Source organism: Halochromatium sp. NSM3 (genome assembly GCF_059621085.1).
On sequence record NZ_JCAQIA010000005.1, the window covers coordinates 109,506 to 133,022 of the forward strand.

Annotated in this window: 15 protein-coding genes and 2 pseudogenes; 5 read left to right on the forward strand and 12 right to left on the reverse strand. The window is 63.7% G+C overall.

Annotated features, from left to right (window positions below):
- Nucleotides 1-34: 34 nt before the first annotated feature.
- Together soxX and soxA are read right to left on the reverse strand one after the other, a co-directional pair.
- Nucleotides 35-709: a sulfur oxidation c-type cytochrome SoxX gene (gene soxX / locus AC54T3_RS03770; protein WP_496622468.1), complete on the reverse strand. Its 675-nt coding sequence runs from the start codon at nucleotides 707-709 to the stop codon at nucleotides 35-37.
- Between the two features lie 28 nt (nucleotides 710-737).
- Nucleotides 738-1,580, reverse strand: a complete 843-nt coding sequence (soxA, locus tag AC54T3_RS03775; RefSeq protein WP_496622513.1) for a sulfur oxidation c-type cytochrome SoxA — start codon at nucleotides 1,578-1,580, stop codon at nucleotides 738-740.
- Between the two features lie 604 nt (nucleotides 1,581-2,184).
- Between soxA and AC54T3_RS03780 the strand changes: the two genes are divergently transcribed.
- Complete coding sequence (locus AC54T3_RS03780) at nucleotides 2,185-2,847, forward strand: rhodanese-like domain-containing protein (protein ID WP_496622514.1); 663 nt, start codon at nucleotides 2,185-2,187, stop codon at nucleotides 2,845-2,847.
- 110 nt (nucleotides 2,848-2,957) lie between these two features.
- Nucleotides 2,958-5,342: a phosphoenolpyruvate synthase gene (gene ppsA, locus AC54T3_RS03785; protein WP_496622516.1), complete on the forward strand. Its 2,385-nt coding sequence runs from the start codon at nucleotides 2,958-2,960 to the stop codon at nucleotides 5,340-5,342.
- A gap of 132 nt (nucleotides 5,343-5,474) precedes the next feature.
- Here the strand turns inward: ppsA and AC54T3_RS03790 are convergent, their stop codons facing one another.
- The 6 genes and pseudogenes from AC54T3_RS03790 to AC54T3_RS03815 form a co-directional block, all read right to left on the reverse strand.
- Nucleotides 5,475-6,800, reverse strand: a complete 1,326-nt coding sequence (locus tag AC54T3_RS03790) for a DUF3780 domain-containing protein (RefSeq protein WP_496622470.1) — start codon at nucleotides 6,798-6,800, stop codon at nucleotides 5,475-5,477.
- 183 nt (nucleotides 6,801-6,983) lie between these two features.
- Nucleotides 6,984-7,247, reverse strand: coding sequence for an AbrB/MazE/SpoVT family DNA-binding domain-containing protein (locus AC54T3_RS03795; protein WP_496622472.1), 264 nt, complete (start codon nucleotides 7,245-7,247; stop codon nucleotides 6,984-6,986).
- A 143-nt stretch (nucleotides 7,248-7,390) separates the two neighbouring features.
- Nucleotides 7,391-8,395 carry a response regulator gene (locus tag AC54T3_RS03800; RefSeq protein WP_496622474.1) on the reverse strand — a complete coding sequence of 335 codons (1,005 nt, stop codon included), beginning with the start codon at nucleotides 8,393-8,395 and terminating at the stop codon, nucleotides 7,391-7,393.
- Between the two features lie 24 nt (nucleotides 8,396-8,419).
- Nucleotides 8,420-13,879 (reverse strand): CheR family methyltransferase, encoded by a 5,460-nt coding sequence (locus AC54T3_RS03805; RefSeq protein ID WP_496622518.1) that lies wholly within the window; start codon nucleotides 13,877-13,879, stop codon nucleotides 8,420-8,422.
- Nucleotides 13,880-13,894: 15 nt separating this feature from the next.
- Nucleotides 13,895-14,512 (reverse strand): annotated as a pseudogene (locus AC54T3_RS03810) (chemotaxis protein CheB); the annotation flags it as partial.
- The gene (locus tag AC54T3_RS03815) at nucleotides 14,409-15,341 is read right to left on the reverse strand and encodes a DHH family phosphoesterase (RefSeq protein WP_496622476.1); all 933 of its coding nucleotides are present in this window, start codon (nucleotides 15,339-15,341) and stop codon (nucleotides 14,409-14,411) included. The pseudogene AC54T3_RS03810 and the gene AC54T3_RS03815, both read right to left, overlap by 104 nt.
- A gap of 208 nt (nucleotides 15,342-15,549) precedes the next feature.
- On the opposite strand from AC54T3_RS03815, the gene AC54T3_RS03820 reads away from it, so the two are divergent.
- A complete protein-coding gene (locus tag AC54T3_RS03820) occupies nucleotides 15,550-16,497 on the forward strand; it encodes a glutathione S-transferase family protein (RefSeq protein WP_496622478.1) in 948 nt (315 codons plus the stop codon).
- A 19-nt stretch (nucleotides 16,498-16,516) separates the two neighbouring features.
- Here AC54T3_RS03820 and AC54T3_RS03825 read toward each other — a convergent pair.
- The 4 genes and pseudogenes from AC54T3_RS03825 to AC54T3_RS03840 all read right to left on the reverse strand — a co-directional run.
- Nucleotides 16,517-17,680 (reverse strand): annotated as a pseudogene (locus AC54T3_RS03825) (hypothetical protein); the annotation flags it as partial.
- An 11-nt stretch (nucleotides 17,681-17,691) separates the two neighbouring features.
- On the reverse strand, nucleotides 17,692-18,525 hold the full coding sequence (sdhB, locus tag AC54T3_RS03830) for a succinate dehydrogenase iron-sulfur subunit (protein ID WP_496622480.1): 834 nt from the start codon (nucleotides 18,523-18,525) through the stop codon (nucleotides 17,692-17,694).
- The gene (gene sdhA, locus AC54T3_RS03835; protein WP_496622482.1) at nucleotides 18,525-20,435 is read right to left on the reverse strand and encodes a succinate dehydrogenase (quinone) flavoprotein subunit; all 1,911 of its coding nucleotides are present in this window, start codon (nucleotides 20,433-20,435) and stop codon (nucleotides 18,525-18,527) included. Before sdhA ends, sdhB begins: the two co-directional genes overlap by 1 nt.
- Nucleotides 20,432-21,088, reverse strand: coding sequence for an MDM10-complementing protein 1 domain-containing protein (locus tag AC54T3_RS03840; RefSeq protein ID WP_496622483.1), 657 nt, complete (start codon nucleotides 21,086-21,088; stop codon nucleotides 20,432-20,434). Before AC54T3_RS03840 ends, sdhA begins: the two co-directional genes overlap by 4 nt.
- A 183-nt stretch (nucleotides 21,089-21,271) precedes the next feature.
- Here AC54T3_RS03840 and AC54T3_RS03845 point away from each other — a divergent pair, with 183 nt between their 5' ends.
- Complete coding sequence (locus AC54T3_RS03845; RefSeq protein ID WP_496622485.1) at nucleotides 21,272-22,216, forward strand: DNA ligase; 945 nt, start codon at nucleotides 21,272-21,274, stop codon at nucleotides 22,214-22,216.
- Nucleotides 22,217-22,350: 134 nt separating this feature from the next.
- Entirely contained in the window at nucleotides 22,351-23,340 is a 990-nt protein-coding gene (locus AC54T3_RS03850; RefSeq protein WP_496622487.1) for an adenosine kinase, read from the forward strand.
- Nucleotides 23,341-23,517 lie beyond the last annotated feature (177 nt).

Genomic DNA, 23,517 nt, shown 5'->3' on the forward strand with positions numbered 1-23,517 from the left:
GTTCTCCTAAAATGCGATCGCGCAGCCTGATACGTCACTGATTAACCGGCGACTCCGGATCGAGCAGATAGGCCATGATGTCGGCGATCGCCTGCTGGTCCAGGTAACCGCTGGCGCCAAACCTCGGCATATTGGTGCAGGGAAAGGCCGAGTGTGAGTTGTAGATCACGTCATAGGTGTATTTCTTGATCGCGTCGCTGGTGCCACGGATCCTGCCATAACCAACGAGACTCGGGCCGATCGAGCCACCGGTGCGATCGGTCCCGATCTGATGGCAGTTGTAGCAATTGCCGCCGACCTCGTTGTTCTCGTGATCATCCATGCGATGGCCGACCCGGAACCCGTAGCCGGACCACGCCAGATCACGACCCCGCTCCCAATCGCCAAGCTGGACGCCGTCCTCGGGATAAACGATGCTCTCGCGCGCTTGGCTGCTGATCTCGAGCAGCGTGTTTATGCCAGGCTGGCCGCCACCGACGACCGAACAAGTCTTCTGTAATTTATCCTGCACCATGCGTTGGCGCGCCGTTCCGCCTTCTTGGACCTCTTGATCCAGTTTGAAGCTATCGGCCTCGAAGATGAGGTACTCGGCGAGTTCCTCGGACGTCATCTTGGTGTAGTCGACCTCCTCGGCGATGGCCGAGGCGATCGGGATCGACAGGGCGGCGAGGCCCATGAGAAGGGTTGCCGGAATACTCTGCTTTAACATGCTTGGAATCTCCTCTAGGCGTCGATGATCAGCGCTTCATATCGGGCAGAATCGCCGGCTGGCCGCGGGCCGCGTCGGTCCAGTAGCTAATCATCGCGATGCTACCGTCGGAGCCAGCGACCGGTCCCGCTTGCCGCATCTGCCAATAGCAACCGCGCAGGCGGTGTTGGGTGCTACGAACCTGGTCGTGACCAACGCGAAACGCCGGCCATGAGATGGCCTTGGTCCACTCCTCCAGAACATTCTTGTTCGGCAGCACCGAGGCACGGATGCGCTTACCGGTCTCGGCGTGGCAGGTGCTACAAGCAAAGTCGGCCTTGCCAGCGCGGCGGTAGAACATGACCTCACCGGCATCGCGCATGGCCCTCTCTAGCGGATGATCCATCGGCGGATTCCAGGCGTAGCCACTGGACTGACTGGCGATATAGGCCTGCAGCTTCATGTGATCGGAGTCATTGCCATGGCGCTGTTTCACCGCAGGATCATCCGCATCGAAGCCTTGCAGTGTGATCATGCAATGCACGAGGCGCGTCTCGAGGTCCATGACCTTGCCGGTGTCCTCGAAATAACGCGGTAGTTCGACATAGGCCCCCTCTAGGACGCCCGGCCCCTTGCCAAAATCACATTCCTCGAGCGAGACGTTGTTCGGTCCACGGTGTTCCTCGAACAGCGTCTCGCCATCCATCGCCACCCATTGCGCCGGATTATCAGCCATCATCATCAGGTTCTGGTCGCTCTGCGTCAGATACCCCGACCCAGTACGATCGATCAGCCCTTGGAGCACCTCCAGCGGCTCTTGATAGGAGTCCTCGGCGGCTTTCGCGGCCTTGCCTGTGGTCGCGCGCGCCTCTTGCTTAGCGATCAATTCCATCGCCAGTGCATCCTGACGTCGCGCCCATTCCGCATACTGAAGCGCCCGCGTGTACTGGCGCGACGGCAACACCGACTCGGCCTGTTCGATCATCTCGTCGGTGGGGCTGTCTGTGACGCCGGCGGCAATGGCTTCCTCGCGCGTCTGCTTCGCTTTGGCGATGGCGGACTCGGCCTCGTCACGCGTGGTCGCCCAGACGGTGAGCGGGATCAACGCGACCAGCAGCAGGATCAACGCATCCCGCCCGAAGCGTCGCGCACGACCGCTCGGTCGCGGCGATCGTTGGTATCGATTCGCAGTATGCCCCGTCACTTCGCTAAGCGATTGGGGCAGCTTCGGCAGTAATGTTCGTAGCATTGAAACCTCGTATCACAACAGGAGGGTGATGGTTGTCCTAGCCAGGATGGCACTCCCTGAACCGTCGTCTATCCTGCGAATACCCCACTGTGAATGTCAAGAAAGAACAGAACATTAGAATGTTATAAAGCAATGATCCTAGCGCGATTTCATCGGATCGATCCCTTATAATGCGGTGTGCAATCATGCTGTGCGCCATCGGGTTTTACCCCATCTCCCAACCATTTCAGGAGTGTCCGCCGTGATCATTCGTCACCCCCTCGCCATCGCCTCGCTGCTGCTCATCGGCAACCTGACACTCGCTGCGGATAACAAGATCGCGCCGACGCTCGAGAGTGTCGATGTCACCCACCATGGCGAGACCCTGACGATCACTCGCGGCGCGGACCGCCACGCCACCCTGCCGGAGCTGTTCCAGAAGACCGAGCGCGGCTGCCCACCGTTCTGCGTGCAGCCGATGCAGGCGGTTCCCGGCGTCGCCACCATTGGCGAACTCGAGGTGCTGGACTACCTGAACCGCAGCCACCAGGGCGACGACTCGATCCTCGTCGTCGACTCGCGCACGCCCGATTGGGTCATGCGCGGCACCATCCCGGGGTCCGTCAATATCCCCTGGAATAGGCTCAACACCGATCTCACCGGAAGCCTGGAACAGGCCGGCGAGGCCGAGGATCTGACGCGGATACTGACTGAGCAATTTGGCGCCAGCCAAGACCCGGGCACCGGGCAGTGGCGGTTCGATGACGCCAAGACCCTGGTGCTCTTCTGCAATGGCATCTGGTGCGCGCAATCGACCGCCAACCTCGAGACGCTGGTCGGATACGGCTATCCGGTCGACAAGCTCAAGTGGTACCGAGGCGGGATGCAGGACTGGCTCAGCGTTGGCCTGACCAGCGTCAAGCCCAAATAGCGCCGCCGGGGCTTCACCGTTCGGCCCAGCCTAATTGATGCACCGCACCATCCGCGATTAACGTATCGTCTATAGTGCTTTGTTTTGGCGATTCGGAGGCAATGAGAACAATGACCGACTATGTGCGTTGGCTAAGCGAGCTGGGAATGGACGACGTCCCCGTCGTCGGTGGCAAGAACGCCTCGCTCGGCGAGATGATCCAGCATCTGACCCAACTCGGGGTCCGGGTGCCTGGCGGCTTCGCGACTACCGCGCAGGCCTACCGCGACTTCCTCGCTGTCGACAACCTTGCCGAGCGCATCGCCACCGAACTCGACGCGCTCGATGTCGACGACATCGCCGCGCTCAGCGCCGCCGGCCCGCGCATCCGCAGCTGGATTATCGAGCAGCCGTTCCAGCCCGAACTCGACGCCGCCATCGACGCGGCCTATGCCGCGCTCGCCGACAAGACCGGCAGCGCCGCCGATACCACCTGGGCGGTGCGCTCCTCGGCCACCGCCGAGGATCTGCCCGACGCCTCGTTCGCCGGCCAGCAGGAGACCTTCCTCAATATCCACGGCCTGGATAACGTCAAGCACGCCATTAAAGAGGTCTTCGCCTCGCTCTACAACGATCGCGCCATCTCCTACCGCGTGCACAAGGGCTTCACCCATGCCGAGGTCGCGCTCTCGGCCGGCATTCAGCGCATGGTGCGCAGCGATCTTGCCTCCAGCGGCGTGATGTTCACCCTCGACACCGAATCCGGCTACGACGACGCGGTGTTCATCACCTCGAGCGTCGGCCTCGGCGAAATGGTGGTACAGGGCGCGGTCAATCCCGACGAATTCTATGTGCACAAACCCACGCTCGCGGCCGGGCGCCCGGCGATCCTGCGGCGCAGCGTGGGCGACAAGGCCATGCGCATGGTCTTCGCCGAGCCCGGCAGCCGCGAGCCGGTGCGCACCGAGCAGACCCCGAGCGAGCTACGCGAGCAATTCTCGATCAGCGACGCCGAGATCGAGGCACTGGCCAAGCAGGCGGTGCTGATCGAGCAGCACTACCAACGCCCAATGGACATCGAATGGGCCAAGGACGGCATCGACGGCCAGCTCTACATCGTCCAGGCGCGCCCGGAGACGGTGCAGAGCCGTAGCGGTCAGGTGGTCGAGCGCTATCGCCTGCAAGAGACCGGCGGCGAGGTGCTAGCCACCGGGCGCAGCATCGGCGGGCGCATCGGCGCCGGCAAGGCGCGCGTGGTCGAGTCGATCCGCGACATGGATCAGGTCCAGGCGGGTGATGTGCTGATCACCGACATGACCGACCCCGACTGGGAGCCGGTGATGAAACGCGCCGCCGCCATCGTCACCAACCGTGGTGGTAGGACATGTCACGCCGCTATAATTGCCCGCGAGCTGGGCGTGCCGGCGGTGGTCGGCTGTAACGATGCGACCGACAAGATTGCCGAGGGACAGGCAGTGACGGTCTCCTGCGCCGAGGGTGACACCGGCTACATCTACGATGGCGAGCTGGCGTTCGAGCACAAGGTGGTGGAACTCGAGAAGATGCCCGAGGTGCCGGTCAAGGTGATGATGAACGTCGGCAACCCGGAGCGCGCCTTCGGCTTCGCCTCGATCCCCAATGCGGGTGTTGGTCTGGCCCGGCTCGAGTTCATCATCAACAACAGCATCGGCATCCATCCGAAGGCATTGTTGGAGTTCGACCAGCTGCCCGACGACCTCAAGGCCGAGATCGCCCCGCGCATCAGCGCCTATCCGAGCCCGCGTGATTACTTCGTCATGCGTCTCACCGAAGGCATCGCCACGCTCGCGGCGACCTTCGCGCCGAATCCGGTCATCATCCGCATGTCGGACTTCAAGTCCAACGAGTACGCGAACCTGATCGCCGGCCCGCGCTACGAGCCCGAGGAAGAGAACCCGATGATCGGCTTCCGCGGCGCCGGGCGCTATGTCTCGGAGAGCTTCAAGGCCTGTTTCGAGATGGAATGCGAGGCGTTGAAATACGTGCGTAACGAGATGGGCCTGAGCAATCTACAGATCATGATCCCGTTCGTGCGCACGCTCAATCAGGCCAAGGCGGTCACCGAAGCGCTCGCCGAGCAGGGTCTCAAACGCGGCGAGAACGGGCTCAAGCTGATCATGATGTGCGAGATTCCCTCCAATGCGGTGCTCGCCGAGCAGTTCCTCGAATACTTCGACGGCTTCTCGATCGGCTCCAACGACATGACCCAGCTCACCCTCGGCATCGACCGCGACTCGAGCCTGGTCGCCGCCGACTTCGACGAGCGCGACCCGGCGGTGAAGGCGATGCTGTCGATGGCCATCCAGGCTTGCCGCAAGCAGGGCAAGTACGTCGGCATCTGCGGCCAGGGGCCTTCCGATCATCTTGACTTCGCCGACTGGTTGGTCAAGGAAGGCATCGAGAGTGTCTCGCTGAACCCGGATACCGTGATCGATACCTGGCTGTATCTGGCCGAGCATCTCAATCAGAAGAGCTGAAGGCTGAAGGCTGAAGGCTGAAGGCTGAAGGCTGAAGGCTGAAGGCTGAAGATCGAAGTCTGGCCTAAGGGTGGCAAGGATGCCACTCCCCATCCCCGATTCGCCGCTGCTCGGTGCGCACCAGGGCCCGGTCTACCATCCACTCCACCCTTTGCGCATCAGGTTCTCTACGTCCCGGCGAGCCAGCACGGTCGCGCAATCGCGCCAGGCATCATCGCTCGGCTTGATGCTGTCGTTGTAGCGTAGGTCGAAGCCGGTGGCTTGGCGGCGCTCCTCGATGTACTGATCCATCTTCTCGCCCAGGGTCTCGAGGTCGTCGATCCAGTCGTCGCGGATGGTGTCGGGCAGATTCAGCATATCCACCGCCGATCGCGCCTGACCGAAGCGCTTGATGCATCCGATCCGCTGCTCCAGGCGGGTCGGATTCCACGGCAGATCGACATTGATCAGGGTGCCCAGGGTTTGCAGGTTCAGGCCCTCACAGGCGGCATCGGTGGCCACCATCAGTCGGACCTGGCGATCGGCGACCATGCGCTTGAGTTCCTCGCGGACGATCCCGACGGCCTGCCCGTCGCGGTAGAGGCGACTGCGATCAGCGCCGGCATAGAGGCCGATCGTCTCCTCTGGAGACTCTGCCGCCAAGGCGTCGGCCACCCAGCGTGCGGTGTCGTAATACTGGCTGAAGATGATGCAGCCCAGTTCGAGCCAGCCCTCGTCGTTCAGATAAAACCGCACCGCAGCCAGTTTTGGGTCTTCGTCCATGCCCTCCAATGCGGCGATCAGGTTCGCCAGTGCCGCTCGCTCAGCATCCGTCTGGATCGCGAGCTTCAGGTCGAGGTCGTCAGTCTCCTCCTGCACCTCGCGCCCAGCCAACAGGGTTTGTGCCGTGTTGAGACCGGCGATGACACTCGAGCAGACCCGCTGCTGCATCAGCGTCAGCATGAAGCCACTGCCCTTGCCGCGTTTGGCCAGAACGCGCCCGAAGCTGCGCGCTTCCTCATACGCGCGATCGAAATCCAGTGTGGTCCGCAGCGCCACGTCTTGGAACAGCGCCGAGAAGCGATGGGGCGACTGAACCAAACCCTGATCCGGGTGGACGTTGACGGCGATGCGTTCCTTGCCGAGCAGGCGGTCGACCGGATTGTCGCCCACCTTCCAGGTGCTGGACGCTAGGTTGTGCTCCTTGAGCCGGGCGTTGAACGCTCGCTGCACTTCCGCGAGAATGGCGGCCCAGCGCAGGCGCTGGAGCATCACGCGATCCAGCACCTGCTCTGGGGCCGTGCCGGCGCCCATGCCCAAGTGCTCGCTGATCAGCACGGCGGTGGTATTCCCGCGCGGGATGCTGACGACGAAGTGGTGCGGGTCGGAGGTGGCCAGTACCCCGAAGCCCAGCGTCTGATGGGCGTGGGCGACGCGCTGGGCTGGCCGACCTGTTTCGGCCTCATGGTTCGAGGTCACGGGTTGTCGAGGTGCTGGGTTGGCACCACGACGGGGGTGGCGTCGGTCAACCGCCGAGCCCGGCGCGCAAAACCTCGGTCGTCGAAGGTGTAGAGCGCCGGGCGATGGGACGCTGTTTGACCGCTTCAGGATCGCCAGGATCATCCACGTAAAAGCGCGCAAGGATGTTGGTATCAAGGGCAATCATTCTGCAGCGTGTTGCGCTTGTTCGCGCATCGCGTTGGCGACATCGAAATCCGCCAACCGCCGCTCGCCGGGCCGTTCGCATCGCAGGAGTCCGTAGCCATCCTCGGTCCGCGATCGGGGTATCGATCTCAGTGGTCGAACCCGAATGCTATCACCTTCCAACTCGAAATCGAGCTTGCTGCCTGGCTCGAGACCAAGCCGCCGGCGAATGGCAGCGGGTATGACGACTTGGCCCTTGTCGGATATCGTCACGGTTGACATCGACCCTCCCACTTCTTACTCAGTAAGACAAAGACGGGATTCTTGCGCCAATGCATTGCCCTGTGCAAAGGCATGGACCAAGGCCAGCGCTAAGGCGCCACTATACAAGCTGGTCAGTCTGGTCAGGAATCTCTGTCGGACTGTCATGTTGATCCTGCTCTTGGGTTAACCCGCCGATCCCAATCCGCCTTGATCGCTAGGATGCGCGGCAAGCACTCGGCAAAGCCGTCGAACAGGCGCGGCTCGAAGTGCGAGCCGCTCCCTTCGCGCATGGTGGCCATGGCGCGCTCGACGGACCAGGCCTCCTTGTAGGAACGCTTCATGGTCAACGCATCGAAGACATCGGCAATGGCGACGATCCGCGCCGATTCCGGGATGGTCTCGCCGGCGAGACCACGCGGATAGCCGCTGCCGTCCCAGCGTTCGTGATGGCAATGGGCAATCTCGGCGGCTAAACGAAAGATGGGCGCTTCGCTCTGGCTCAGGATCTCGTGACCGATCTGGCTGTGCGTGCGCATGATCACCCATTCATCCGCATCCAGCGGACCGGGCTTGCGCAGGATCGCGTCCGGGATGCCGATCTTGCCGGTATCGTGCATCGATGCCGCCAATGCGAGCATGTCGCAACGCTGCTTCGACCAGCCAGCAGCTTTGGCCAGGCACGCCGTGTAGGCCGCCATGCGCCAGATGTGCATGCCTGTGTCGCTGTCATTGTAGTGACCAGCGCGGGCGAGCATGCTCAGCGCGTCCTGATAGCTTTGCTGCAACTGCTTGGCCTGTACCAACGACAAATGCGTCCGCACCCGTGCGTGCAGGATCGCGGCGGTGACGGGTTTGATCAGATAGTCCACGCCGCCAGCCGCGAATCCGCGCTCTTCATGACCCAGCTCGGACAGGGCGGTGACGAAGATCACCGGGATGAACTCGGTATGCACATCGGCCTTCAACGCACGACAGACGCTGTAGCCATCCAGATCCGGCATCTGGATGTCGAGCAGCACGAGATCGGGATGATGCCGCTTGGCCAAGGCGATGGCGTCGGTCCCATTGCGCGCGAACAGCAACGCATAGCTCGGCTCCAGGATTTGGCGCATGATGGCCAGATTCGCGGGCTCGTCGTCGATAATCAGCAGACGGGGCGGTGACATGACCTGTTCCAGTCTCCTTGGGTTTTACTCATCGATCAGGGCGTGCAGCAAGCGCTCGGCGCCACGAAAATCGAACTCGCGCAGACAGGCATGGATCGCGGCCAGCGTCTTCGCCTCCACGCCGCCTTGCAATTGCTCGAGGCAGGCCTCGGCGCCGGCCAGATTCTGTTCATCCAGGGCCTGGAGACAGGTCTCGAACAGGCGAGATCTGGCATCCTGATCCAGGCCCTGATCTAGGCCCTGATCCGCAACCGCACCCTCACTGACCGCAGGGGGAAGCGACGGCGGTTCCTGGTCGCTGATCCAGTCGCGCAGGCTCTGCAAAACTTCGGCGAAGGCGACCTGGAATTCGGCCTCCAGCGCGGCACCGGGTGCCTGCCCTGCGCGCAGGGCCTGCTCCAAGCGTTGCGCCAGATCGGCCAGCCGGGGCATGGCGAGCGTGGCGGCGACGCCGGTGAGCCGATGCGCGAGCGCGGCGCCTTCAGCGAACGCTCCAGTCTGGATGGCAGCGGCGATGGCCTGGGCATCGTCGGCGTGCGTGTCACCAAACTTCAGCAAGTAGGTGCGATAGAGCGCGGAGTCACCCCAGCGCTCCAAAGCGCTCGGCAGATCGATCGCATGGCCGGCGAACGCCGGCGCATCAGGCGACGCGGCCGCAGGGGCGTCGTTTGGCGGCGGCACCGCTCGGCGCGCGTCTGTCCAACGCAGGATGCACGGGATCAACTGCCCGAGATCGACCGGCTTGGCGATAAAATCGTTCATGCCCGCCGCCAGCGCCTCCGTCTTCATCGACGCGTAGATCCCGGCGGTCACCGCGATCACGGGCAGCTCACGCCAGCGCGTATCCTGACGCAGGCGGCGGGTGGTCGCATAGCCATCGAGGCCTGGCATCTGCACGTCCATCAGCACGATATCCACGGCATCGGGATGGGCGTCGAGCCAACTCAGGGCCGCTTCGCCATCGCCGGCGAGGAAGACCTCGGCGCCATGATTGGCGAGGATGCCCTTGGCGACCTCTTGATTGATCTCGCTGTCATCGACCACCAGTACCCGCAAGCCTGCGAGCTGTTGATGCGGAGCGGCCCCCGAGAAGGCTTGGGCCACCGTGGTGTCGCGACACGGCAAGCCGCGCAAACTGGCCAGGCTGTTGTACAGGGCCAGAGGCGTGACCGGCTTATGGATGATGCGGTCGATCGCGGCGCTCTCTGGTCGGTCTTGCAAGGCCGCCTCGGCATGGGGCGTGGCCATCAGCAGCAGGGCCGGCGGCTTGGCGACACCGGCCTGGACCAGCGCCGCCCGCATCGCCCGCGCACAGTGGAGACTGTCTTCGCCCGGCATCCGCCAATCGATCAAGACCGCATCATAGGGCACCCCAGTGTGCAGAAGCCGTGCCTGGGCCGCCTCACCCGAGGCCACCCAGTTGACGGTCCAGCCGAGCGCGCCTCCAGTGCGTACCAGCGCCGCTCCGGTGTGACGACAGTCATCGGCCACCAGCAGCCGCAGCGGCCCTAGCTCGTCTGCGGGCTCGGGCACGTTCGGATCGCGTTGCAGCGGCAGCGTAAACTGGAAGACACTGCCTTCTCCCGGCGCACTCTCCACCAGCAGTTGCCCGCCCATCAGACGCACCAAGCGCTGACTGATCGTCAACCCCAAGCCGGTACCGCCGAAACGCCGGCTGATGCTGCTATCGGCCTGGCTGAACGGATTGAAGATCTCGCGCTGCCGCTCCGGGGCAATGCCGATGCCGGTATCACGCACACTAAACTGCATGTTCACATGCGTCGCGTTCTGGGCACCACAGATGATGCTGAGTTCGACCTCGCCACGCTCGGTAAATTTAATCGCATTGCCCAGCAGATTGATCAACACCTGCTGCAGCCGCCTACTGTCGCCGATCAAACCCTCGATACAGTCGCCTGGCGGGGCGAGTATGAGTTCCAAGGGCTTCTCGCCGACGGCGGCTGTCATGATCTCGGCGAGGGTCTCGAGCAATACCGAGAGACGGAAGGGCGCCGTCTCGAGTTCAACACCCCCCGCCTCGATCTTCGAGACATCGAGAATGTCGTTGATCAGATCGAGCAACACCTGGGCGGCACTGCGGATCTTGCCCACCAGAGTCCGGCTCGCCGGCTCCAACAGCCGCTGATCGAGGAGATAGCTGAAGCCCAGCACCGCATTGATCGGCGTGCGAATCTCGTGGCTCATGTTGGCCAGAAACGCGCTTTTGGCCTGATTCGAGGACTCGGCCAGATCGCGTGCCTGGCTCAATGCCTGCTCGGCTTTCTTGAGTTCGGTGATGTCCTGATTGACGATGAAAGAACCGTTGATGTGCCCGGCTTCGTCACGCAGTGGAATGACCGAATTGAGAATGGTCTTCCGTGAGCCGTCGAAACACTGGATGTCGATCAGCTCGTCGAGCACGGGTTCGCCGTTATCCAACACCCGAGTGACCGCCCAGTCCTCGGGTGCCAGCGGCTTGCCTGTCTCATACCAACAGCCCATGAAGACATCGAACTGATCGGGGCCGACGTAGCGGGCTCCGCCCCAGATGCGCTCTCCGGCCTCGTTGCCGAACACGATGGTGCCCGTCGCATCGGTCATCCAGATACCGACCGGCAGAAGACGTATGATCGCCATCCATCGCCGCTCTTGCTCGACCAGGTCTCGAGTGCGCTCTTCAACCAGCTCCTGCAGTTGATTGCGGTGGCGTTCGAGTTCTTCGTTCAGGCGCTTGTGCTCGGTAATCTCCTGGATGGTGCCGCGCAGCCCTTTGATCGAGTAGCCCCCGGAGTCCAGCACCGCCTCGCAGCGGACGCGCACCCAAATACGCTCACCCCCGCGCATCACTTCCAGATCCAGCGCGCAACCGCTCCTCGTGCGCAGGGTCTCTTCCCGGGCGGCCTCTAGCCGCTGCCAAACCGCCTTTGGTAACGGGCGCCGAGCGGTTGGCTTCAGGCCGAAGATCAGCGGCAGTTCCGCCGAACCGCTGAACGCGTCGCTCGCGCGATCCCAATACCAGCTGCCGAGACGAGCAAGGCGCTGCGCCTCTCTGAGTTCCGCTTCCGTTTCGCTGAGCCGCATCGCGCTCGCGCGTAACTGGCGTTCGGCCGTCTTGCGCTCGGTGATGTCCTCGACCGAGGCCAGGGTACAGGGCTGCCCGTCCATCTCGATGCTGCTCAGGCCAATGGCGAGATCGAAGCGCGAGCCATCCTTGCGCTGACCCTGGATATCGCGGCTGCGATCCATCAGCCGGCGTTGTTCTGGCTCGGCCTGGAAGGCCTCGCGATGGACACGATGTCGGGGGCGCAGCGCAGCCGGGACGAGGCGCTCCACCGAAGCCCCGTCGAGTTCACCCGCATCGTAGCCAAAGATCTGCTCGAGCGCCGGGTTAACCAGCACGATGGCGCCGCTCGCGTCGGCCACCAGCATCCCCTCGATGGTCACCTCCCACACCTGGCGGAAGCGCCGCTCACTCCTGGCCCGGTCGATCGCGTAGCGATGCAGCTCGCTGATGTCGGAAAAGGTCAGCACGGCGCCGGCGAGTTCGCCTAGCTCATCGCGATAGGGATCGATCCGCATCAGGTAGTGAAAGTCGTCCTGATGCACCGGCTGCGCCTGGGACTCGCCCGAGTCGATGACAGCCTCCAGACGCGCGCGCAGATCTGGCAGTTTGAGGTAACAGGGCATGACCGCGAGGTGATCGCCGATGTCGTTCTCGCCGAGGCCAAAGATGCGCACCGCAAGCGCATTGAAGCGCATGATGCGTCCGTCGCGGTCGACCACGATGAGCGCGGTGCGGATCGACTCCTGGATATTGATCAGGGTGGTGCTGAGCTGGATCGCCTCGTGGGTCTTGATGCGCAGCTCGTCGTTGAGCGTGGTCAGCTCCTCGTTGGAAGATTGCAACTCCTCGTTGGCGGTTTGCAGCTCTTGGTTGAAGGCCGTCCGGTCTTCTCGCAACCATTGCAGCTCCTCGTGAGCGACCGCGAGTTGGTCGAGGAGCGCGCTCAAGCTGTCGTGGGTCTCGTCGCGTTCGCGGCGCAACCGCGCGATCTCCTTGTCCCGCAGGTCGTCGCTGACGGCCGCCTCGTCTGTGCGCGATTGCGATACGCCGTCGTCGACCGCGTGCTCCTCAAGGACGATCAGAAAGGCCCCGACTGGCGCCTCCTTCGGCAGCGCGAGGCGACGCGCCACCGGGCGTATCCGCAGCCTCTCATCATCGATGCCGAGCACCAGGCTCATGCCGTGCAGGACCGCATGCCGCTCTTTCAGGAAGCGGTAGCAGAGCGCTTTCAGCTCGAGGCCGAGTTCAGGGCGACAGAGCGCGAAGATCGAGAAGTCAGCGGTGTCGTCGGGGAGCCTGAAATAGCGCTTGGCATTGCCGAAGAAGTGCAGCGGCTCGAAGCGCGTATTGACCAACACGGCGGCGAGTCCATGCGCTTGGATCAGCGCGTCGAGGACGGCATCGCGGATCGGGTCGACCGCCCGCTGGGAGCGATGCTGCGCGCGCCTCGCATCCTTGGGCGGCCTCGGCAGCGCGTAGCGTCCCGGCCCCGGCGGCCGCGACGCCACCGCGCGGCGTCGATAGAGCTTGTTCAGGGCATCGATCGGCTCGAAGAACTGGGCATCGCTATCGGCCGACTCGGAGCGTCCGGTCAAGAACAGCCCGCCCGGTTGCAGTGCATAGTGGAAGGTCTCGAGACACTGCGGCTGCTGCTCGGGCTGGAAATAGATCAGCAGATTGCGGCAACTGATCAGGTCCATGTTCAGGAACGGCGGATGACTGAGCAGGTCGTGGACACAGAACACGCAACGCTCGCGCAGGACTTTGTCCACGCGCCACTGGCTGCCCTGTTGTTTGAACCAGCGTTCGCGCCGCTCAGTCTGCAGATCGCTCAGCGATTCGCTCGGGTAGCGCCCCGCGCGCGCGGCCTCGATCGCTTGCGGGTCGACATCACTGGCGAAGATGCGGACGTCGACCCCCCCGAATCGCTCACCGAGGATCTCGTGCAGCAGGATCGCGAACGAATAGGCCTCTTCACCACAGGCGCAGCCGGCCACCCAGACTCGAATCGAATCGCCGAACTCCTTTTCGCTCAAACGCGCGCACAAGGCCTGCTCCACGGCGGCGAATGCCTCGGCATCGCGAAAGAAGCGCGAGACAGTCAACAGGAAGCGCCGTTGCAACTGCTGCAACTGTTCGGGACGATCCTTGGCATGGTCGAAAAAGGCCTCCAGCGACGCGAAACCCAGCGCCTGATAGTGCCGAGTCGTCTGCCGGAACAGGGTTGCCTCCTTGTACTGATCGAACCTCATGCCGGTCAACTCGGAGACGCGCGCGATCAGCTCGGCGAAGGTGTCTTCCTGGGGTCGCTGTGTCCGCGTCTCCTCGTTCGAGGCGCCGATTCGATTGAGCCAATCGACAATCGCTTGGGTCTCACCCGAGACGACGTCAGCGGAAGATCGCAGCGCTGCGGTCGGCATCTCGGATTCACCGGCGTCTGCCGGAGACTGGACGATGACCCGACCGCCGGCCGAGCGTATCGCCTCACAACCCTTTGCACCATCCTCTCCGGTACCTGACAAGATTAGCCCGCAAGCTCGATCTGCGAAGGCGTCCGCAACCGAGCGAAACAGCCGATCGATCGCGGGAGCGATGAGCGTCGCCGGAGCGGGCGCGCAGAGGTTCAGGCGACCGTCGCGGACCTCCACATCCTGTCCCGCTGGACACACATAGAGATGATCAGCGCGCAGGGGCATCCCCGATTCGGCGAGCACGACCTTAAGGTCAGTCCGAGCCGCGAGGATCTCGGGGAGGTGGGTTTCCTGATCGGGCTTCAAATGCTGAGCGAGCACATACGCCGTCAGGCCCTGACAATCGAGACCGCCGATGATGGACTCCAAGGCCCGCAAACCGCCGGCCGAAGCGCCGATGGCGACTAGAGAGACGGGACGCGAAGGAGGCGACCTGCGCGGGACTGTCACGTCAGGAACCTTCTGGCCGCACGATGATTCAACCGTCGGCGGTGATGCGCGCGATGAGTTCCTCGCGTACCCGCGCGGCCTGGTCGTTATCGACCTGGCAGGTGCCGGCGGCATCATGGCCACCGCCGCCATATTCCAGCATCAGGCTGCCGATATGGGTCTGCGAGCGGCGGTTGAGGATCGACTTGCCGACCGCGAACACCGTGTTCTGCTTCTGCCGTCCCCACATCACGTGCATGGAGATGTTGGCTTGCGGGTAGAGCGCATAGATGACGAAGCGGTTGGTGGCCCAGATCGGGTCCTCGTCGCGCAGATCGACCTCGACCAGGTTGTCGTGCAAGGTGGAGACGCGTTCGAGCTGTGCGCGCGCCTTGTCTTGGTGATCGAAGTAGAGTTCGCAGCGCTCCTTGACATGCGGCAAGTCCAGGATCTGCTCGATGTCGTGATCCCGGCAATAGTCGATCAGCTGCATCATCAGCTGATAGTTGGAGATGGTGAACTCGCGGAACCGCCCCAGGCCGGTGCGCGCGTCCATCAGAAAGTTCAGCAGCACCCAGCCCTGGGGGTCGAGGATCTCGTCGCGGGTGAAGTCGGCGGAGTCGCCCTTGTCCACGGCCGCCATCATCGCTTCACTGACCCGAGGAAAGCCCTCCTTGCCGCCGTAGTAGTCGTAGACGACGCGCGCCGCCGAGGGCGCATCGGGGTCGATGATGTGATTCTCCCGGCGTTGACCACCGGCGCGCTCGATCTCGCTGGCATGATGGTCGAAGGCCAGATGCACGCCCTCGACATAGGGCAGGTTGGTGGTGATGTCGCGGCCGGTGATCTCGATCACGCCATCCTGCATGTCCTTGGGATGCACGAAGCTGATGTCGTCGACCAAATCCAGCTCCTTCAGCAGGACGGCACAGACCAGGCCGTCAAAATCACTACGAGTCACGAGGCGGTATTGTTCAGTCATTAAGCTCTCCAGATGGGTCGCCCACTCGGCGATGCTTGTGCCAAGTGGGAACAGGGATCAGTTTACCTGGAAACCACCTCGCCGCAGGCAACGACGCCAAGCCCAAAAGTCCACCTTGGCCGCGAGGATGCGCGCTAGGATCTCGACAGTGACCATCGCCTCATCGGGCCCAACCTTGGGCCATTCCATCGAGCAACGGAGCACCATCATGACGCCAACCAAGAACGGCGAGTTCATCCGCTGGGAATCCGGCTTTCGCCACTGGGTCACGCCAGACGGCAGCGCCGGTCCCTCCGGCGAGGGCGGCTTCCCGGCCGAGCCCGGCCGTTATCACCTCTACGTCTCCTACGCCTGCCCCTGGGCGCATCGCACCCTGATCCTGCGCGCGCTCAAAGGGCTTGAGGCGCTGATCAGCGTCTCGGTGGTGCATCCGCTGATGCCGGCCGAGAGCTGGGTCTTCGGCGAATATCCGGGGGCGACACCAGACGCTGTGCACGGCTTCGACAAGCTGCTGCAGCTCTATGAGCACTGCGCGCCCGGCTTCGACGGCGTGGTCACCGTGCCGGTGCTCTACGACAAGCAGCGCCAGACCATTGTCAATAACGAGTCCGCCGAGATCATCCGCATGCTCAACAACGCCTTCGATGCCTGGGGGCGCGCCGAGCTGGATGTCTACCCGCGTGAGCTGCACGCCGAGATCGACGTGGTCAATGCGCTGGTCTACGAGAACGTCAACAACGGCGTCTACCGGACCGGCTTCGCGACGACCCAAAGCGCCTATGAAGCCGCCTTCGATCAGCTCTTCGCGACCCTCGACCAGTTGGAGGCGCGGCTCGCGACCCAGCGCTATCTAGTCGGCGAGCAGATCACCGAGGCCGATTGGCGGCTGTTCACGACCTTGGTGCGCTTCGATCCGGTCTATCACGGCCATTTCAAGTGCAATCGCCAGCGCCTCGTCGACTATCCGAACCTCTGGGCCTACACGCGCGAACTCTATCAGGTGCCCGGTATCGCCGAGACCGTCAACATGGACCACATCAAGCGGCACTACTACGGCAGCCATCAACAGATCAATCCGACCGGCATCGTGCCGAAGGGGCCGGAGCTGGACTTCACCGAGCCCCATGGCCGGGAACGACTCCGCGCACCCCGATGACACGACTCGACGACCAGTCCTCTTTTGGCCAATGATCGGTCGCGATGGGCTCGCCCAGATCGGCCTCGATGAGCCGAGCGCGCACCTCGAGCAGGCGCTCGAGCAGGCGCGGCTCGAATTCTGCGTAAGCATCGGCATCGGGCTCGCGCTTGACCACGACTCCAAGCAGCTCGGTGATGGCGTTGCCGATCGAGTTTTGGCTGATGGTGACGAGCAGGCGGCCATCGTCGTTACGGTAGATAATCTGTTTGAAGGCCGGCTGCCAGCGGATGGCGTTGGCGTATTGGGCATCGCGGATGCATTGGTCTCGCACCCGCTTGGCGGTCGCCAGGAATTCGTTGTTGAACAGCAGCACGCTGTCCACCGCATCCGGGAAATAGACGCCTTCGGGCATCGGCGCATTGCGGGTGGAGACCTGAGAGAAGAAGGCCCGGTAGAAATCCAGGAAGCCCATCAGGATCAGGTCGTACTCGCGCCAGAAGCGGACATCCTTAAGCGCCTCGACGCCACCCTGAATCTCCCAACAGGGTAGCCCCTGCGGATACCCAGTCAGCGAGAGCTGCGAGCTGCTCAGGCTCGCCGGCTGCAATATCTCGAGGTTGAGCGCACGTTCAAAGAAGGCGCGGTAGACCTCCTTCATGTGCGCCTGGAACAGGCAGTGCTGCCCGCCGTCGGTGAGGTTGGGATTGTCGGGATCGGCGGGCTTGGCCTGGCGCAGCAGGTCCATCGGGAAGACGATGAAGTGGTTGTGGAGCATGCGGATGCTCGGCACCCCAGGCGCGGTGAGCGACCAGGTGGCATCCAGGCTCGCCTCCCCCGCCAAGAGCAATGCCTGGTCCGGGTCCGGGTATTGCTCGACCATGTAGCGGATGAGGATCTGATTCATCCGGTTCCAGACCCGCTTGACCTGATCCAGCACCTGGGTGCGCCGCACCGGTCGGCCTAGCGGGTCGAGGATCACCCGCGAGGTGTCGTAGATGATCGAGGCGTCGAACTCGTTGCTGTGACCGAGGGCCTTGCGGTAGAGCAGCAGGTTCTCGGGATTGCGCAGCAGCCCGTTGTTGTGGGCGAGGTCGTTGAGGTTCTCGGTGCTGTTGAAGAACTCGTTCGGCTTCATCCCCTCCGGCACCGATAGCGGGATCGGCCGATAGGGGGTGACGATCTGACGCGGACCGGTCGTCACGGGTTGGCACCTCAGTGGTCGGATGGATTCGTGGAGCGACTACCGCCGAATAGGTCCTTCAATGCCTGTAGCGTGGTCTGGCGCCCAAGCTCGCCGATGGCGGTCGTGAGCGGAATCGCCTTCGGGCAGACACGCACACAGTTCTGGGCGTTGCCGCAGTCGCTGAGGCCACCCTCGGCCATGATCGCGTGTAGGCGCTCGACCCTATCATAGCGCCCGGTCGGATGGGCATTCATCAGCCGTACCTGAGCCAAGGGCACCGGGCCGACGAAGGCCTGATCCGGCCCGACTTGCGGACAGGCGGCCATGCAGCAGCCGCAGCTCATGCAGCGGCTGTAGAGATAATTGGCGGCCCAATCCTGCGGCGAGATGCGCGGTGCGCGCTCGTGGTTGTCCCAGGCGCCATCGATGCGCACCCAGGCCTTGACCTGCTTGAGGTGCTCGAACATCCGCGCGCGATCGACCATCAGATCGCGCACCACCGGGAACTTGGGCAGCGGCTCGAGGCGAATCGGCGCCTCCAGCTCCGCGATCAGCGCCGAGCAGGCCGGTCGCGGCAGGCCGTTGATGAGCATGGCGCAGGCGCCACAGACCTCTTCCATGCAGTTGTGCTCGAAGGCGACCGGATCGACGCGCGCGCCGTCCTTGGTGACACAGTGCTCGCGCAGATCCATCAACAGCGAGACGACATTGGCGCCCGCACGCGCCTCGAGCACGAACGACTGCCAATAGGGTGCTGCGCTCGGGCGATCTTGACGGCGGATGCGCAACTCGACGGTTTGCCTGTGCGCCCCGGCGGCCTCGGCGTCGTCCGGCCGGGAGTCAGATCGCGTTGGCGCTTGCATCAGCGGTAATCCCTCGGTTGTTCGGGCGCCAGCAGCCCGAGATCGACCTGCTCGAAGGCGATGCGCGGCCCATCCGGGTGATGCTCGGCGACCGTGGTCTTCAGCCAATCGGCATTGTTGGCCTTCCAGCGCTCGCGATAGGCCTCGAACTCAGGATCGCCTGGGTACTTACCCTGGGGGATCGCGAGATCGAACGCGGGCTTGAAATGGGCGCCGCGACATTCATCGCGCGCGCGGGCGCTTGCGGCCATCACCTGCGCCAGCTTCACCATGTCGAAGACCTGGCGCGCATGCGCCAAGCTCTGGTTCGCCCAGCGGCTGGATTCGCTCAGATCGAGCCGCTCGAAGCGCTGCTCGAGCTCCCGCAGGCTCGACAGGGCCGCATCGAGTTCGGCGTTATCGCGCACCACGCCGACCTGGGTTGTCATCAAGGTGCCAAGCTCGCGGTGCAGGAGGAACGGATTCTGGTCGCCGCGCGGACGCGAAAACTGTTGGTTGAGTTCGGCTTGGCGCCGCGACTCGGCCTCGAAGAGCGCGGCGGGCGCGGCATCAGCCCCCTGCTCGAGCCCGCTCAGATAGCTGGCTACTGCCTCGCCGGCGACCCGCCCCGAGTACGAGGCCGAGAGCAATGAATTGGCGCCCAGCCGGTTGGCGCCATGATAGGCATAGTCGCATTCGCCGCAGGCATAGAGGCCGGGAATGTTGGTCGCATGATTGCGCGGACTGCCCGCCTTCATGCCACCGCGCGTCTGGTCTTTCTCATAGTCGACCCACAGCCCGCCCATCGCATAGTGCGCGGCCGGGAAGATCTCCATCGGCGTCTCGAGCGGGTCTTGACCGGCAAACTTGCGATAGATCGAGAGGATGGCACCGAGACGGGTCGAGACGAAGCCGCGATCCAGATGGGTCAGGTCCAGATAGACTCGATCGCGGCTTGCGCCTGCGTCCGCGCCACCGACGCCCAACCCCAGCTCGCGGGTGACCTTCCAGATCGCGCGCGCGGCGATATCGCGCGGCACCGTGTTGCCATAACTCGGATACCAGTCCTCGAGGAAATAGAAGCGTTCCGACTCGGGGATGCGTAAGGGCGCGCGCCGATCGCCCGGATCCTTCGGCACCCAGACCCGGCCGCCCTCGCCGCGCGCGGCCTCGGTCATCAGGCGCGTCTTGTCCTCGCCGAGCATCGCGGTGGGATGGAATTGGAAGAACTCGGCATTGGCGAAGCGCGCTCCTTGCTGGTAGACGCGGCTCGCGGCGGCGCCGGTCGAGTTGGTCGAGCAGGTGGTCTTGGGCGCGTAGATCTGCCCGAGCCCTCCGCTGGCCAGGACCACCGCATCGGCGCGGAACGCGCGCACCTCGAGGCTGCGCAGATCCATCGCCACGATGCCGCAGCAGACGCCATCGGCATCCTTGACGATCGACAGGAACTCCCACCACTCGCGCTTCTCGACCTTGCCCTCGGTCTCCAGGCGGCGCACTTGCTGGTCGACGCCGTAGAGCAACTGCTGGCCGGTGCTGGCGCCGGCAAAGCAGGTGCGCTTGTGCTTGACGCCGCCGAACAGGCGCTGATCGAGCAGCCCCTCGGGCGTGCGCGAGAAGGTCACGCCCATGCGCTCGAAGGTGCGGATCAGCCCCGGTGCGCCCTCGCACATGGATTGGATCGGCGGCTGGTTGGCGAGATAGCTGCCGCCCTTGATGGTGTCGACGATGTGCTGTTGCACGCTGTCGTGCTGGCCCTTCATATCGAGCACGGCGTTGATGCCGCCCTGGGCGCAGGCCGAGTGCGAGCGCATCACCTCGAACAGCGAGAACAGCATCACGCGATGTCCGGCCTCGGCGAGCGCGAGCGTCGCCCAGAGGCCGCCGAGCCCGCCGCCGATGACGATCACCTGGCGTGCGCTTGCGCTCATGCTGCACCTCCAGCCGTGGGCGCGATCAGAAAGCCGAGCAGCCCGTGCACCCCGAGCGCGGCGAGCAGCAGCCCAAGTCCCGCGCAGACCCAACCGAACCGCCGCTGCGCCTCGGCACTGCTGGTCAAGCCCCAGACGATGGCCGCAGTGGCCAGCCCGTTGGCCAGATGGAACACCGCCAGCAGCACGCCGACGAGATAGAGCGCGAACACCGGCGGCTGCGCCAGTGCCTGCTGCATATAGCCGAACAGATCGGCGCTGATCGCGGGATCGAACAGCCCGGCGATCCGTGTCAGCCCTACATGCAGCAGCAGGAACAGGATCAGCGCCACCCCGGAGACCCGCTGCAGCCAGTAGAGCCAGTTGCGCGCATAGCCGTAGCGCAGCGGCTCGGCGCGTCCCGTGAGGATGATCAGCAGGCCGTAGCCGGCATGGAACAGCAGCGGCAGCGCGATGACGAACACTTCCAGCAAGAGCAGATAGTTCAGTCCCTGCAGCGCCCCCACCACCTCCTGGTTGTAATGGGTCGCGCCGAACCGAGACTGGGAATTCTCCCAGAGATGGAAGACCAGGAAGGCGCCCACCGGCACCAGGCCGAGCAGCGAGTGCAACCGGCGTAGCAAGAAATGGGGATGTTGGATTGAGGCTGACATGGCGATCCGTGGCCGTGGGTTTCCCTTCAGCATAGTCAGCACGGGGCTCGCGTCCGTTGACGCGCCTCATTATTTGCGAATATTCGCATCAAGCAACATTCTCGGCTGCTCGCCGGCCTTTTGAATTCGCGTCCTTGGGCGGCTAGAGTTTCGCTCTGGTCCCAACCGATCCAGGTACTCGCCATGCCTCAAGCCCCCCTGCCCCGCCTTGGCCTGCCGCTGTTGCTATGGGCTAGCCTGCGAACGCCGTTCGTCGGCGCGAGCAATGCCGGCTCCGGTCTCGATACGATCGATCCATCCACCACCGCCGACCTCGAGACCGAGCATCGGGATCTCAGTACCGCTGTGCGCGCCGCGCCGCCGGAGCTGACCCTTGCGCAGGTCTATGAACCCGGCGTGGACTTGACCCAGTACCTGGTCAGCGAAAAGTTCGATGGCGTGCGCGCGTTCTGGGATGGACGCCGGTTGATCACCCGCAGCGGTCTGATCATCAACGCCCCGGCCTGGTTCACGGCCGGCTTCCCGAACCAACCGCTCGATGGCGAACTCTGGATGGGTCGTGGCACCTTCGCCGACCTCTCCGGCACCGTGCGCACCCTGGAGCCGGAGTTCGAGGCCTGGCAACAGGTGCGCTATGTGCTCTTTGATCTACCGGCGGCCGAGGGCGGTTTCGAGGCCCGTTTCAGGACGCTCGAACAGCTCGTCGAGCAGGCCCCAAGCACGCGCCTGAGACTCGCCCATCAGCATCCGATCGCGGATCACGAGGCGCTGCAAGCACGGCTGGAGCGCACCGTTGCTGCCGGCGGCGAGGGGCTGATGCTGCACCGGCGCGATGCCCCCTATCAGGCCGGGCGCAGCACCACGCTGCTCAAGGTGAAGCCGTATCTCGAAGGCGAGGCGATCGTCCTCGAGCACCTGCCCGGCCAGGGCAAGTACGCAGGTATGCTCGGCTCGATGCTGGTCGAGGAGCCGGATGGCACCCAATTCAAGCTCGGCACCGGCTTCAGCGATGCCGAGCGCGCCGCGCCGCCGCCGATCGGCAGCCTCGTCACCTTCAAGTACCACGGTCGCACCAAGTACGACCGGCCACGCTTCGCCAGCTTCCTGCGCGTGGCCGACGATTTGTAGCCGTTTCACTGCGGCAGGAAATGCCGCGAGCGCCGCAACTAGCCAGCGTTCGCGATCGAATCCAAGGCCCAAGGTCGAAAAGGATGTGCGTTTTCTGCGACAATGGGCACTGTCACAGCAATCACAGGAACAGTATGAGTACCTACGACATCTACGCCCTCGGCAACGCACTGGTGGATATGGAATACGAGGTCAGCGCTGATGACCTCAAACGGCTCGGCATCGACAAGGGCGTCATGACCCTGGTCGACGAGGCGCATCAGCTGCGCATCATGGAGCATCTGCGCGAACATCATCACCAACGCGGTTCCGGTGGCTCGGCGGCGAACTCGGTGATCGCGCTTAGCCAGCTCGGCGGTCGTGGCTACTACGCCTGCAAGGTTGCCGACGACGAACTCGGCCACTTCTACATGAAAGACCTGCGCGACGGTGGCGTCACCACCCTTGATGGCACCTCTCTGGAGAAGGGCGATACCGGCCGCTGCGTGGTCCTGGTGACGCCCGATTCCGATCGCACCATGTGCACCTATCTGGGTATCAGCGGCAATCTCTCGGTACAGGAGGTCGAGGTCAACGCGTTAAACGCGGCCAAGTGGTTCTACACCGAAGGCTATCTGGTCACCTCGGATACCGCCCGGGTCGCCGCGATCGAGGCGCGCAAGGCGGCCGAGCATGCCGGGGTCCGGACCGCGCTGTCGCTGTCCGATCCGAACATGGTCAAGTTCTTCAAGGATGGGCTCAAGGAGATGATCGGCGACGGTGTCGATCTGATCTTCGCCAATGAGGAAGAGGCCATGGGCATGGCCGAGAGCAATGACCTGAACGAGGCGGTGGCCTATCTAAAAACGCTGAGCAAGGAGTTCGCGATCACGCGTGGCCCCAAGGGTGCGCTGGTCTTCGATGGTCAGGAGTTGATCGAGATCGAGCCGGTCAAGGTCGAGCCGGTCGACACCGTCGGCGCAGGCGACATGTTCGCCGGTGCCTTCCTCTACGGTCTCACCCAAGGCTGGGGCCACAAACGTGCCGGTGACCTGGCCTCGGCAACCTCCGCCAAGCTAGTCACCAGCCTTGGGCCGCGCCTGCCGAAAGAGGAGACGCAAGCGATCCTGAGGTCGCTCAGCTAATCACCGCGCGATCCCGCCTGCATCGTTTCTGGCTCAAGCTTTGTAGCCCCCCGCTTCGTCGCCCCCAGCCTGTTGACGGGGGGCGAGCGAAGCTCGGAAGCCAGGAGCGATCAAAATCGCGTGGCTATGCCTAAAGCGTCGTGTGCTCCCTTATTGTGAACGACCACGCTTGATATC

Coding starts and splice junctions, on each gene's coding strand:
- soxX (WP_496622468.1), bottom strand. CDS start 709: ATGTTAAAGCAGAGTATTCCGGCAACCCTTCTCATGGGCCTCGCCGCC.
- sdhA (WP_496622482.1), bottom strand. CDS start 20,435: ATGAGCGCAAGCGCACGCCAGGTGATCGTCATCGGCGGCGGGCTCGGC.
- soxA (WP_496622513.1), bottom strand. CDS start 1,580: ATGGAATTGATCGCTAAGCAAGAGGCGCGCGCGACCACAGGCAAGGCC.
- AC54T3_RS03850 (WP_496622487.1), top strand. CDS start 22,351: ATGAGTACCTACGACATCTACGCCCTCGGCAACGCACTGGTGGATATG.
- AC54T3_RS03805 (WP_496622518.1), bottom strand. CDS start 13,879: ATGCCGACCGCAGCGCTGCGATCTTCCGCTGACGTCGTCTCGGGTGAG.
- AC54T3_RS03840 (WP_496622483.1), bottom strand. CDS start 21,088: ATGTCAGCCTCAATCCAACATCCCCATTTCTTGCTACGCCGGTTGCAC.
- AC54T3_RS03815 (WP_496622476.1), bottom strand. CDS start 15,341: ATGACTGAACAATACCGCCTCGTGACTCGTAGTGATTTTGACGGCCTG.
- sdhB (WP_496622480.1), bottom strand. CDS start 18,525: ATGCAAGCGCCAACGCGATCTGACTCCCGGCCGGACGACGCCGAGGCC.
- AC54T3_RS03820 (WP_496622478.1), top strand. CDS start 15,550: ATGACGCCAACCAAGAACGGCGAGTTCATCCGCTGGGAATCCGGCTTT.
- AC54T3_RS03800 (WP_496622474.1), bottom strand. CDS start 8,395: ATGTCACCGCCCCGTCTGCTGATTATCGACGACGAGCCCGCGAATCTG.
- ppsA (WP_496622516.1), top strand. CDS start 2,958: ATGACCGACTATGTGCGTTGGCTAAGCGAGCTGGGAATGGACGACGTC.
- AC54T3_RS03795 (WP_496622472.1), bottom strand. CDS start 7,247: ATGTCAACCGTGACGATATCCGACAAGGGCCAAGTCGTCATACCCGCT.
- AC54T3_RS03845 (WP_496622485.1), top strand. CDS start 21,272: ATGCCTCAAGCCCCCCTGCCCCGCCTTGGCCTGCCGCTGTTGCTATGG.